The sequence below is a fragment of the Agrobacterium deltaense RV3 genome (assembly GCF_900013505.1).
In the GTDB taxonomy this organism is placed as follows: domain Bacteria; phylum Pseudomonadota; class Alphaproteobacteria; order Rhizobiales; family Rhizobiaceae; genus Agrobacterium; species Agrobacterium leguminum.
This window is the reverse complement of sequence record NZ_LT009745.1, coordinates 584569-597004: the sequence shown is the minus strand read 5'-3', so window position 1 is coordinate 597004 and position 12436 is coordinate 584569. Positions and strand designations below refer to the sequence as shown.

Annotated in this window: 9 protein-coding genes; 4 read left to right on the top strand and 5 right to left on the bottom strand. The window is 60.2% G+C overall.

Going from position 1 to position 12436, the window contains the following annotated elements; translation table 11 throughout:
- The first annotated feature begins 64 nt into the window (after positions 1 to 64).
- Entirely contained in the window at positions 65 to 1015 is a 951-nt protein-coding gene (locus tag AGR7B_RS02975; RefSeq protein ID WP_004432791.1) for a LysR substrate-binding domain-containing protein, read from the top strand.
- A 107-nt stretch (positions 1016 to 1122) separates the two neighbouring features.
- On the opposite strand, the gene AGR7B_RS02970 is transcribed toward AGR7B_RS02975, so the two are convergent.
- Positions 1123 to 3561 (bottom strand): DUF1217 domain-containing protein, encoded by a 2439-nt coding sequence (locus tag AGR7B_RS02970; protein ID WP_065654395.1) that lies wholly within the window; start codon positions 3559 to 3561, stop codon positions 1123 to 1125.
- Positions 3562 to 3927: 366 nt separating this feature from the next.
- On the opposite strand from AGR7B_RS02970, the gene AGR7B_RS02965 reads away from it, so the two are divergent.
- Positions 3928 to 4494 carry a DUF6101 family protein gene (locus tag AGR7B_RS02965; RefSeq protein ID WP_080855983.1) on the top strand — a complete coding sequence of 189 codons (567 nt, stop codon included), beginning with the start codon at positions 3928 to 3930 and terminating at the stop codon, positions 4492 to 4494.
- A gap of 77 nt (positions 4495 to 4571) precedes the next feature.
- On the opposite strand, the gene ubiA is transcribed toward AGR7B_RS02965, so the two are convergent.
- The 4 genes from ubiA to AGR7B_RS02945 all read right to left on the bottom strand — a co-directional run bounded on the left by ubiA (position 4572) and on the right by AGR7B_RS02945 (position 10279).
- Entirely contained in the window at positions 4572 to 5525 is a 954-nt protein-coding gene (gene ubiA / locus AGR7B_RS02960) for a 4-hydroxybenzoate octaprenyltransferase (RefSeq protein ID WP_059760697.1), read from the bottom strand.
- Between the two features lie 121 nt (positions 5526 to 5646).
- The gene (locus AGR7B_RS02955; protein ID WP_031234593.1) at positions 5647 to 6447 is read right to left on the bottom strand and encodes a MipA/OmpV family protein; all 801 of its coding nucleotides are present in this window, start codon (positions 6445 to 6447) and stop codon (positions 5647 to 5649) included.
- Positions 6448 to 6535: 88 nt separating this feature from the next.
- A complete protein-coding gene (locus tag AGR7B_RS02950) occupies positions 6536 to 7792 on the bottom strand; it encodes a cyclopropane fatty acid synthase (RefSeq protein ID WP_065654397.1) in 1257 nt (418 codons plus the stop codon).
- Between the two features lie 168 nt (positions 7793 to 7960).
- Positions 7961 to 10279, bottom strand: a complete 2319-nt coding sequence (locus AGR7B_RS02945) for a Tex family protein (RefSeq protein WP_080855982.1) — start codon at positions 10277 to 10279, stop codon at positions 7961 to 7963.
- A gap of 213 nt (positions 10280 to 10492) precedes the next feature.
- Here AGR7B_RS02945 and purD point away from each other — a divergent pair, with 213 nt between their 5' ends.
- Positions 10493 to 11764 (top strand): phosphoribosylamine--glycine ligase, encoded by a 1272-nt coding sequence (purD, locus tag AGR7B_RS02940; RefSeq protein WP_080855981.1) that lies wholly within the window; start codon positions 10493 to 10495, stop codon positions 11762 to 11764.
- Between the two features lie 156 nt (positions 11765 to 11920).
- Positions 11921 to 12430, top strand: a complete 510-nt coding sequence (locus AGR7B_RS02935) for a plant virulence effector HPE1-like domain-containing protein (protein ID WP_065654400.1) — start codon at positions 11921 to 11923, stop codon at positions 12428 to 12430.
- Positions 12431 to 12436: the final 6 nt, after the last annotated feature.

The window sequence follows — 12436 nt, the reverse complement described above, 5'->3', positions numbered from 1 at the left end:
CTATTGATCAGTCCAACGAATGTTTCTAATGTGAGGCATCAATCATTCTGATGGATGACCATCCATGTCCGCACCTCTCGACATAGATCAGCTGCATACCTTCATCGCCATCGTCGATACGGGCAGCTTCACCAAGGCCGCAGACCGCGTTTTCAAGACGCAATCCGCCGTTTCCATGCAGATGCGACGGCTGGAAGAACGGATCGGCAAGCAGCTTTTCGCCAAGGACGGGCGTGGCAACCGCCTGACGGCGGAGGGCGAGAAGCTGATGAATTACGCCCGCCGCATCATCCGCCTCAATAACGAGGCAATCGCCGCCTTCGACGACAACCGGCTGGAAGGCATGCTGCGCATCGGCACGCCCGATGACTATGCCGACCGCTACATGCCGGAGATTATCGGGCGCTTCGCCAAGACCCATCCCAATGTCGAGCTTTATATCGTCTGCGAACCTTCGGTCAGCCTTGCCGAAAAAATGGCGCGCGGCGAGCTGGATATCGCGCTCGTCACCCATAATCCGCGCGCGCGCTCCTCGGATGTGGTGCGCACCGAACCGCTCTGCTGGGTCGCTTCCGCCAACCATCCGCTGAAGGACGATGCACCCGTGCCGCTCGCCGTCGGGCGGCGCGATTGCCACTGGCGCCAGCTTGCCTGTTCGGCACTCGATGCCGATGGGCGGGACTATCAGGTCCTGTTCACGAGCTGGTCTTCCACCGTGGTCGCCGCCGCCGTACTGGCGGGCATGGCCGTCTCGGTGCTGCCGGAATCGGCGCTGCGCACCGGCATGAAGGTTCTGACCGCCGCGGACGGCTTCCCGCCCCTGCCGCCAGTGCAGATCGGCCTGATGAAACGGCCGGGCCTCTCCCCCTCGCTGGTGAACGCCATCACCGACCACATCACCGCCTGCCTCGACAATATTTCGCCGATGAGCGTTGCCGACGAAATGGACAGCGATGTGAAGACCTACCCCAAGATGCCGCGCCTGCGCGCCGGGCACATGCTGCCGGGGTGGTAAGAGGATAGCACAAATCCCGGGGATGACGTCGCGTATGCGGGAGGCTTTGTCATCAGCCGCAAGCCGGCTAAAGCCGATCCTCCCGTCGCTCGCCCGCGCTTTCTCTGTTACCGCGCCCGCAGCGTGGCAACCGCCAGCAGCGTATCGGCGCTGATGCCCACCGAACCGCTGCCGTTGAAGAGCGTCATGATCGGATCGGTGGTGTTCTGCTGATTGTCGTACATGATGGTGAAACGGGCGACCAGCTTCTTGACCTTTTCCGGATCCTGAAAATCCTCGATGTCGAAATATTTCTTCATCATCGTCACCTGCGTATCGACCTCGGCATTGGCGAGTTCGTCCGGAATCCCGAAAGTGGTGTTGATGAAGCTCTGGAGCGCCGTGTCGGCGAGGATCGAGTAATAGGACGTCGTTCCGGCCGCCATGCGCTGGAAATAGAGCGCCAGGCGCACGCCGGCATTTTCTTCGCCCGCCTGCGTTTCCAGCGTCTGGGTGAGATAATTGTCCAGCGTCTCGTAAAGGCCGCGCCGCGTCTGGATCAGGCTGCGATCCTCGTGAAGAAGCGTACCGTCGGTATTGAAGTTGAAGGCGGTGACGAGGCGGCGGAAGACCGGATCCATCTCCTTGTTGACGTAACTGTCCTTGTCATCGAGCTTCGAGGTGAAGGCCTTTTCGAGCTGTTCCTTCGTCACGCTTTCGGGATCGATGCCGAGCGATTCCATCGCGAATTTCGTCAGGCGATCATCGCTCAGGAATTCCTTGAGCGTCTTGATCTTCTGCATCTCGGCCGTGAAATATTCCGATTCCTTCTTCGCCGTTTCCTTGTCCTTTTCCGTGCCGAAAGCCGATTTTTTCTTGATGTAGTCGGCCGACATGGTCTGCATCTCGATTTCCGACTGCGCCAGAACCGGTGTTCCGACGCTGCCATCGGAGGCGAAATTGAACAGCTCCGCCAGCTTGACATAACGCTCGTCTTTCAGCGTGTAGACGAAGCTCTTTTTATCCTGCAGATCGCTGGTGAGCACCTTGCGAATATCGGCAGAATTCACCTTGGCCGGATCGAGGCCGACGGCTTTCAGCGCATAGGTATAGACCGCGCTGCTGTCGATGAAATCCTTGACGGATGTGACGCTGGCTATATCGCTCTTGAACAGCTTCAGCGCCTTCTCGTCGGCGGCATCATCCTTGTCGTTATAATAGGTCATATAACCGCTGGTGGTGGTCGCGGTCTGTGCCGTCGTCTGTGGTGTCGTGCCGGCTGCCAGCGTTCCGTCGGTCTGGAAATTGAAGGCATTTCTCAAGGCAATATAACGCTTGTCATTCTTGCCAACGGTCGCGATGTAGTTGCTCGGATCGCTCAGATCGCTGGTCAGGATATTCTGGATCGTTGCCGTGACGACTGTGAGGTCGTTCAGGTCGAAGGCCGTCCTGATATAGTTGAGAAGCCGGGTATCCGACGTCAGTTCGGTTACCGTCTTGATCGAACCGATCTTCGATTCGAAATAATCGCGGTTCAGCGTGGCGACGGTCGGCGTCACGCGCGGGGCGCTGCCGATATAGGCATCCGTCAGGGCCTTGAGATTATCCGCCGTCTGCGCTTGACCGGCGGTCACCGTGCCGTCGTTCTTGAACTCGAAGGCGGTGGCGAGCTGCGCCATCTTGTTATATTGCGTCACGGTGCTGGTGAGCGTCGTCTGCTCGGCCTTGATGGCGGCGAGCTTCGCTTCCCACTCATCCTGCGGCGGCAACACCGCCTCGAGCTGGGTCAGCTGGTCCTGGCGCGTCACCTTTTCCGCCTCCAGCGCCGTGCGCTCCTCGGCCGTCAAACCGGTGCCGGCGAGTTCGGTGTCGATTGCGGTAATCCGGGCGGTGACCTGCGCGTGCAGTTCGATATTGCCCTTCATCGTCAGTTTTTCGACCGCGTCATTATAGGCCGCGCCGTATTTCTGGTTGATGTAGCTGTCGGGATCGTTGATGTCGCTCGTCATCAATCCCTTGATATGGGCATAGGAATAGGTCTTCTCATCGATGCCGAAGACCTGAAAGATATAGGCGCGGGTGCGGTCGTTGCGCAGCAGCTGGTCGACATTGGTCACCGTGCCGACGATCGCCTTGTAATAACGGGTCTCTTCCGCAAGGCTGTCATCGAGATCGGTTATCGACGTATCGTAAAGCCCGATCATCTTGTCGAGCTGCGCTTCCGTCTGAACGGTCTTCGTCGATGTGGTGAAGTTGAAGGCTGCGGCAAATTCCCGATACCGCTCATCGGTGAGCTTGTTGGCGAAGCTGTTCTGGTCGTTCAGATCGCTTTCCAGCACCTTTTTCATGAAGGCCTTGGCATAGGTCATCTCGCCGAGACCAAAGGCATCCATGGCATAGGAATAGAGCTGGTAATTGTCGAGGAACTCATCGACGCTTTTCACATTGCCGATGTTTTCCTTGTAATATGTCGTCTGCCGCTCGATGAGCCCCTGCTGCGACACGCGCGACAGGCTTGCCTTCATATCGCGGTTGATCAGGTCGTAGCTGAGATAAGTCGATACCATCCGAATGCCCCTTGGAGACCCGCGCGTCGCTTCAGACGCCGAATGCTCCGGTTTTCAATCCACCCATCGCGCCTCCATCGGGACGCACGGCAAGCCTTTGCCTGACTATGCGGGAGACGCCTTGCCCGGAGCTTGAAAGAGCACAATTTCGGCCGGGATAAAAACCGCATTGTCCCGATCTCTTTTACCTAAGCGAAACCATGCCACAGTGTGTTTTGCTAACCATTTGGGAATGCAAAGTTTTCTTAACCGCGATTTTTAAGCAGTCTCGAACAGGCGGCGGATATTCTCCCGACATCAGAGGACGAAAAGTCCCGATGAGAAGACCGGAAACCGGCTCTCAGGTAAAACAAGGGTAGAATAAACATGACCAAGACCGTTCTGAAGCCCGACTGGGCCGTCGCCACTCTCAGACTCGACCCGGCACGTTTTCCGCAACAGGTCACTTATGGAAAAGGCAACGGCGCGAGCGATGTCGCCGTCACCCTCGATGAACGGGGCGCCGTTCTGAGAAAGGTTCTTTCCTCTTCCGGCCTGCCTCTGTCCTTCGCTTTGCCAGCCCGCGCCTTCAAGGGCGTTGCCGCCCGCGCCATCGACCATGGCGACGGACAGGTAACGGTGACGCTGGAGCTGCACCATGACGATCCGGATCTCTGCGTTCCGCTTCTCGTCGCCCACGATCTCTGCGATATCGCCGCCGACTGGCGCAGCTGGTCCGAGGCCTACCGTATTCCCATGCTGATGGTGGAAGCCGATGGCGTCGCCCGTCCGCTGGAAGAACATCTCGGCAAGGTGCGCACCCAGAATACCCGCCCGCGCCGCCGCCATTCCTATTTCGCGGACCGCCGTCCCCGCTTCCTCGTTCGCCGCTCCACCGGTTCGCTGGGCATGAGCATGAAGATCGAGGGCAAGGAAATCATCGCCCGCAGCTGATAATCTTCAGCCAGACAAATCAAAAAGCCCGGCGCGGATGACGCGGCCGGGCTTTTTCATTTCGTGTTTTCACAGGCTTACGCCAGCAGGAGCGGCAGGATGAGGCCTGCGAAAATCAGCACGCCGACGCGGTTGTTGGATTTGAACAGCACGAGGCACTGATCGACGTCGTCGATATTAAGCACCCAGACCTGCCGGAACAGCATGATGGCCGCAGCGGCAAGGCCGCTATAGGCAATGACGTTAACCCCCGCGATCCAGAACGACAGGAACATCATGACAAGGGCTGTGCCATAAAGGAAAACCAGCCAGCGATGTGTATTCTCGCCAAACAGCAGGGCGGTTGAACCGATGCCCACGGCGGTGTCGTCTTCCTTGTCCTGATGGGCGTAGATTGTATCATAACCGATCGTCCAGGCGATGGAGCCGACATAAAGCAGGACAGCCGGCCAGGCGATCGATCCGAACTGTCCCGCCCAGCCCATCGGCGCACCCCAGGAAAAGGCAAGGCCGAGGAAAAATTGCGGCCAGTTGGTGAAGCGCTTGGCGAAGGGATAGATCGCCACGAAGATCAGCGAGAATATGCCGGTGGCGATTGCGAAACTGTTGAACTGCAGGAGCACGACAAGCCCCGCAAGCGCCTGCAGGACGATGAAGAGCTTGGCCTGCGACCGGCTCACGCGGCCGGAAGGCAGCGGCCGCGAACGGGTGCGCGCCACGGCCATGTCGATCTTGTGGTCGGCCAGATCATTATAGGTGCAGCCCGCGCCGCGCATCGCCACCGATCCGATGAAGAACAGCACCAGATGCCAGATCAGCGTCGCCCAGGAAAAGCCGCCGCTCGCCATCGCGACATTTGCCGCAAGGGCTGCGGACCAGAAACATGGCCACATCAGCAATTGCCAGCCGATGGGGCGATCCCACCGGGCCAGTTGCGCATAGGGCCAGAGGGGCCTCGGCAAAATCCGATAGACCCAATTATTGGATGGCGCGTCGGAGACGCGATCTGACAAATCGCTGTGGTGAACCATGGGATGGTTCTACAGCATCGGCAGGAAAATCGGAATGGATTTCAGCACCCGGCCGCACACGCGGAAAAGCCCCGCAGCGGTTTCGCCACGGGGCTTTGCAGGACGATATCTCGGCTATTTATCAGGGCAGCGAGAAATTGAACTTGTAGCTCGCCTGAACGCCGATGATGAACTGGTTCTTCGAGCCGCGCTCGCGCACTAGCGAACTGTCGGCGGCGTCACCGGTCAGGCGGCGATATTCCGCAAACGAGCCGACTTCGGCGTTTTCGGTGACTTTCCAGGTGATGGCAGCGCCGATGCCGGCGGAATGCAGGCCGCCGCCCGGGCTATAGGGCGATGGCGCGCCGGCAGCCGTCTGCGCGGCGCTTACGCCGTAATAACGCTCATTGTATTTGCTGCTCACCCATGTCGCGCGCGGACCGGCAGAAATCTGGATGCCGGGGGCGATATCGGTGAAGGCATCGACGGCAACATCTCCGACCACGCCGCTATGGCTGCGAATGCCCTGACGGACTTCGCCGCGAACGCGCAGCCAGTCGGTCGGATAGGCCTCAGCGAAACCGCCAAGCTCGCCGCCGCGCTTGATGCGGGTCATGCCCTTCAGATCGGACGAGTCGCCCTCGTCACGCGGGGATACCAGCTTTCCGGCAAGACCCATGCTGATCGGGCCATTGTCCAGAAGCGAAATCGAGGCGCTGTCGTTACGCGAGGTGAAACGCGCGCCCTGGCCCTGGCGGCCGAGCGAAATGATGGGCGAAAAGCCGAATTCATTCTTGTTGTCGCCCTGATATTTCGGTGCGGTAAAACCCGCGCCGCCGAGCTTCAGATACCAGTCGCCGGAAAACCAGCCTTCCGCATGGGCATTGCCCACGGCAAAAAGCGACAGGACACAGGCGGCGGCTGCCGCTGATGGCTTGAACATGAAAGAACCCCAGAAACGCAATACAGACAGGTGTCCGTAGAATTAGAGGGATTGTCTTTCCATTCCATTAACCGTCACTGGGCCCTCGTCAGAACGTCACCTTCTCCAGCGGCGTGCGCGTCTTCTCGAATTCCAGCAGCTTCGCTTCGTTCTGCGCAATGTAGTCGCGACTATGCGGCACGGCATCGCGATCCTTGGCGATCTGGATCTGGAAAATGTGGAAGTTTTCGTGGGTAAAGGCCATTTCCGACCCCGCCAGATAAAATTCCCACATGCGGAAGAAGCGTTCGTCATAAAGCGCTACCGCTTCTGCCCTGCGCGCCACGAAACGCTCCCGCCAGTGGCGAAGCGTATGGGCGTAATGCATGGGCAGGATTTCGATATCCTTCACCAGCAGCCGCGATTTTTCGATGGCCGGCAGCACCTCGGCAAGCGAGGGAATATACCCGCCGGGGAAAATATATTTTTCGATGAAGGGGTTGGTCGCCAGCGCCGGATAGGGCTGGCCGATGGAATGCAGCACCATCACGCCCTTATCGTCCAGCACCTCCGCCACCTTGTCGAAATAATCGCGATAATGGGTCGGCCCGACATGTTCGAACATGCCGACGGAGACGATGCGATCGTATTTTTTCGAAGCCGGCAGGTAGCGATAGTCCTGCAATTCGAAACGGACATTTGCCGCAAGGCCCCGTTTGGCGGCGCGGTCGCGGGAAACGCGCAGCTGTTCTTCGCTGAGCGTAATGCCGGTCACATCCGCACCGGCGCTTTCGGCAATATACATCGCCATGCCGCCCCAGCCGGAGCCGATTTCCAACACGCTCTGGCCCGGCTCGGTCATCAGCTTGGCGGCTATGTGCCGTTTTTTCGCGACCTGCGCTTCATAGAGACTGATGCCGGGCGGATTGAAATAGGCGCAGGAATATTGCCAGTCCTCATCGAGGAAGAGATCGAACAGCTTGGCGCTCAGATCGTAATGATGGGCGACGTTGCTCTTGTTGTGGTTGACCGGCAGATGCATCTTGATGCGGGCGGCGATGATGCGCGCCATGCCGCGCCAGATCATGCCGAAGGACAGCGCCTCACTCAGCGTATTGCCCTTCACCAGTGCAAGGAAATCGTAGATGTCGCCTTCCGCGACCTTCGCCCGACCTTCCATGTACATTTCAGCGAGCTTCAGCGCCGGATCGGCGGCGATCTCCTGCATGGCGGCTTCGTCGGTGAAGTTCAGAACCACCTTTTTTCCCGCGCCGTTGCCGAATGTGCGGCTGCCGCCCGGGCTGTTGACGGTGAGATCACCGGTCTTGATTATCTTTTCGAGAAGAACATGTAGAGACGACGCCATGGCACCCCCAATTGCTAAGTCTCACTTATCAATTTCGCTGACCGTATTCCTTTCGGCACAAGTTTCAAGATAGTCTTATTTCAAAAAAATTGAACGATTTCATCAAGCAAAAAGCCCCGCCGGGGTGTGCGGCGAGGCTTTTTGGTAAAAAATCATTTCAACCGCAGGTCAGCGTCGCTTCATGGCTTCAGCCAGGGCGGCGGCAAGCGCACCACCGGTTTGCGACCCCTCGTTGCGCTCTTTCGGCTTGGATGTCGCGTGCCGCATGGCGCTGGCATTGCCCTTCTCGCGCATCGGCTGCGGCGCTGCCTCGCCGCCATCCTTGCGCATGGTGAGACCGATGCGCTTGCGCTTCACATCCACTTCCACGACTCGCACCTTGACCACATCGCCCGCCTTGACGACCTCATGCGGGTCCTTCACGAAACGGTCGGCCAGCTGCGAGACATGTACCAGCCCGTCCTGATGCACGCCGATATCCACGAAAGCGCCGAAGGCGGCGACATTGGTGACGGTGCCTTCCAGAAGCATGCCCGGTTTCAGATCGGTGATCTCGTCCACACCCTCGGCGAAGGTCGCGGTCTTGAAGCTCGGGCGCGGGTCGCGGCCGGGCTTTTCCAGTTCGGCGATGATGTCTTTTACCGTCGGCAGGCCGAATTGCTCGTCGATGAACTTCTTCGGATCGAGCGCCTTCAACGCGGCGCTGTCGCCCATCAGCGAGCGCAGATCGCGGCCGCAGGCGGCGACGATCTTTTTCGCCACGCCATAGGCTTCCGGGTGAACAGAGGAAGCATCCAGCGGCTCCTTGCCGTTCGGGATGCGCAGGAAGCCGGCGCATTGCTCGAAGGTGCGCTGGCCGAGACGCGGCACCTTCAGCAGTTCCTTACGGCTGGCGAAGGGGCCGGTCTGGTCCCGATGGGCGACGATGGCATCGGCAATCGAGCTGCCAAGACCAGACACCCGCGCCAGAAGCGGCGACGAGGCCGTGTTGAGATCAACACCAACGGCATTCACGGCGTCTTCCACGACAGCATCGAGCGAGCGGCTGAGGCGGCCCTGATCGACATCGTGCTGGTACTGGCCGACCCCGATGGATTTCGGCTCGATCTTCACCAGTTCCGCCAGCGGATCCTGAAGTCGGCGGGCGATGGAGACGGCGCCGCGCAGCGAAACATCGAGATTGGGAAATTCGGCCGCCGCCCGTTCCGAAGCGGAATAGACCGAAGCGCCCGCCTCCGAGACGATGACCTTGGTGGGCTTCGCGCCCGAAGCGGGCATCTGCGCCAGAAGATCGGCGACCAGCTTTTCCGTCTCGCGGCTGCCGGTACCATTGCCGATGGCGATCAGTTCGACATTGTGCTTGCGGATGAGGACAGCAAGTTCCGCCTGCGTGCCGCGCACGTCGTTCTTCGGCGGGAAGGGATAAACCGTCGTGGTGTCCAGAAGCTTGCCGGTGCCATCCACCACTGCCACCTTGACGCCGGTGCGGATGCCCGGATCGAGCCCCATGGTGGCGCGGGAGCCGGCGGGGGCTGCCAGCAGCAGATCCTTGAGATTGCGGGCGAAAACATGGATCGCCTCTTCTTCCGCGCGCTCGCGCAATTCGCGCATCAGATCGAGCGAGAGCGACATGGAAAGCTTCACCCGCCAGGTCCAGCCAGCCACTTCCATCAGCCATTGATCGGCGGGGCCGGCATTGCGGATATCGAAGGCGGCGGCGATGGTACGCTGTGCGGGTTTGACCGGTGAGGGATCGTCCGCATCGACATCGATTGTCAGCGTCAGCACTTCCTCGTTCCAGCCGCGCAGCATGGCCAGCGCCCGGTGGCCCGGCACCGTCGCCCAGCGCTCGAAATGATCGAAATAGTCGGAGAATTTCTCACCCGCCGCCTGCTTGCCATCCACGACTTTGGCGCGGAAGGTGGCGTTCTGGCGCATGTAATCGCGCAGGCGGCCGAGCAGATCGGCATTTTCCGTCATGGTTTCCGCCACGATGTCGCGCGCGCCCTCCAGTGCCGCCTTCACATCGGCCACCTCACCCCGAACATATGCTTCCGCCAGTTTCGCCGGATCGGCGGCGCGGTTATCCCAGATGGCTTCTGCGAGCGGGCCAAGACCGCGTTCGCGGGCGATTTCGGCACGGGTGCGGCGCTTCGGCTTATAGGGCAGATAGAGGTCTTCCAGCTCCGCCTTGGTGCCTGCCTGCATGATCTTGACCATCAGTTCATCGGTCATCTTGCCCTGACCGGTGATGGAATCGACGATGGAGGCGCGGCGCGCATTAAGTTCGCGCAGATAGACGAGACGTTCCGAAAGCGTGCGAAGCTGGGTGTCGTCCAGCCCTCCCGTCACTTCCTTGCGGTAACGGGCGATAAAGGGAACGGTCGCACCCTCGTCCAGCAGCGCCACCGCCGCCTTGACCTGATCGGGGCGGGCGTTGATTTCGGTGGCGATGAGCGAGGCGAGGCGGGCATTGTCTGCGGTCATAGGGGACTCTTGGGGGTTCTCTGCTTTCACGTCTGGAGCGGCGAACATAATGTCTGATTGTGGCGTGACAACAAGAGGCGGCAACGATTCCACAGGAAAGGCGGCCTTCAAGGGAAAGACGGGCATTTGCGGCGCTTTCTCCTTGACCTTTCGCCCCCCTGCCCTTAACGCCCCTGACACAAGGTTACTGGCGAATTTGCAGGGATATTGACCATGAAAGTTCTGTTGATCGGTTCCGGCGGACGCGAACATGCGCTGGCGTGGAAAATCGCCCAGTCTCCCCTGCTCGATGAGCTTTATGCCGCTCCCGGCAATCCCGGCATTGCCGACCATGCGACGCTGGTGGCGCTGAACGTGGAAGACCATGCGGCCGTCATCGCCTTTGCCAAGGAAAAGGCAATCGACTTCGTTGTGGTCGGCCCGGAAGCGCCGCTGGTTGCGGGTCTTGCGGATGACCTGCGTGCCGCCGGCATCGCCACCTTCGGCCCCTCGAAAGCCGCCGCCCAGCTTGAGGGCTCCAAGGGTTTCACCAAGGATCTCTGCGCGCGCTACGATATTCCGACCGGCGCCTACCAGCGTTTCAAATCCGCAGAGCCGGCCAAGGATTATGTTCGGGCACAGGGCGCTCCCATCGTCATCAAGGCGGACGGGCTTGCCGCCGGCAAGGGCGTGACCGTGGCCATGACGGAAGCGGAAGCGCTTGCCGCGATTGACGACTGTTTCGACGGCGCTTTCGGCGCGGCCGGCGCCGAAGTGGTGGTGGAGGCCTTTCTCGATGGCGAGGAAGCAAGCTTCTTCTGCCTTTCCGACGGCAAGACCGCGCTGGCGCTCGCCACCGCGCAGGATCACAAGCGCGTCGGCGATGGCGATACCGGCCCGAATACCGGCGGCATGGGTGCCTATTCCCCCGCTCCTGTGATGACACCGGCCATGGTGGAGCGCACCATGAAGGAGATCATCGAGCCGACGATCTCGGGCATGGCCAAGGATGGCAACCCCTTCTCCGGCGTGTTCTTCGCCGGGTTGATGATTACCGCCAAGGGCCCGGAACTTATCGAATACAATGTGCGTTTCGGCGATCCCGAATGCCAGGTGCTGATGATGCGCCTGAAAAGCGATCTGCTGCCGATCCTCTACGCCACCGCCACCGGCACGCTGGACAAGGTTGAGGCGGAATGGCGCGACGATGCGGCGCTGACCGTCGTTCTCGCTTCGAAGGGTTATCCCGGCGCTTACAACAAGAACACGCCGATCGCCCATATTCCCGAGGCCAGCGAAGAGGCGAAGGTGTTCCATGCCGGAACCGCGCTGAAGGACGGCGGGCTGGTGGCGACGGGCGGACGCGTGCTGAACGTTACCGCCCTTGGAAAGACCGTCACGGAAGCGCAGTCCCGCGCCTATGCGCTGGCCGACAAGGTGGAGTGGGAAAACGGCTTCTGCCGCCGCGATATCGGCTGGCAGGCCGTCGCCCGCGAAAAGGCCTGATCCTTAAGGCAACGGGATTGGGCGCGAATATTTCGTTCAATTTTTACCAAGTTTGCTGACCCGATGGAAACGAAACATCGGTAATACTCGCCGGAACATTGAAGGGCGCATTGCGTCTCGATCACGAGGCCGCGCCGTCATTTCGGGGGTTTTTCGATGCGTCGTCTTTTTCTGACAGCGATTGTCGCGCTGACCGGCGGGTCGGCGATGGCGTCTTCCATCGAATATATAAACGGCGTGCATGTGGCCAACGGCAGCTTCATTCGTCGCGATTGCGCGGGCTGCAAGCCCATGAAGGGCAAAGCCGTGGCGCAGGGTTACGCCGTTCCCTCCATTGAGCCGGGCACGCAGCACACGGAAATGCGCGAAGTCGACGGCAAGCGCACCCTGCTGCGCACCGAAGCCTGGCTTGGCGGCGCGCCCGTTACCTTCGTCAGCACCAATCCGGCATGGATGGCGGAAACCCCGAGCACGGCCATCGCGACCTATGACGACGCAGAACCCGTGGCACATCCCGCTGAGACGGTTTCGACATCGGCCGGTATCGACGTGACGACGACCACGGCAGCCGTCAAGGAAATTTCCACCGAAAACGCAGCCGAACCGGCCAGCGCCTCGGTGATCGCCGCCCCCCAGTTCCCGGATTTCCAATTGCGCGGCAATTGACCGGCC

Coding starts and splice junctions, on each gene's coding strand:
- AGR7B_RS02975 (WP_004432791.1), top strand. CDS start 65: ATGTCCGCACCTCTCGACATAGATCAGCTGCATACCTTCATCGCCATC.
- AGR7B_RS02970 (WP_065654395.1), bottom strand. CDS start 3,561: ATGGTATCGACTTATCTCAGCTACGACCTGATCAACCGCGATATGAAG.
- AGR7B_RS02965 (WP_080855983.1), top strand. CDS start 3,928: ATGACCAAGACCGTTCTGAAGCCCGACTGGGCCGTCGCCACTCTCAGA.
- ubiA (WP_059760697.1), bottom strand. CDS start 5,525: ATGGTTCACCACAGCGATTTGTCAGATCGCGTCTCCGACGCGCCATCC.
- AGR7B_RS02955 (WP_031234593.1), bottom strand. CDS start 6,447: ATGTTCAAGCCATCAGCGGCAGCCGCCGCCTGTGTCCTGTCGCTTTTT.
- AGR7B_RS02950 (WP_065654397.1), bottom strand. CDS start 7,792: ATGGCGTCGTCTCTACATGTTCTTCTCGAAAAGATAATCAAGACCGGT.
- AGR7B_RS02945 (WP_080855982.1), bottom strand. CDS start 10,279: ATGACCGCAGACAATGCCCGCCTCGCCTCGCTCATCGCCACCGAAATC.
- purD (WP_080855981.1), top strand. CDS start 10,493: ATGAAAGTTCTGTTGATCGGTTCCGGCGGACGCGAACATGCGCTGGCG.
- AGR7B_RS02935 (WP_065654400.1), top strand. CDS start 11,921: ATGCGTCGTCTTTTTCTGACAGCGATTGTCGCGCTGACCGGCGGGTCG.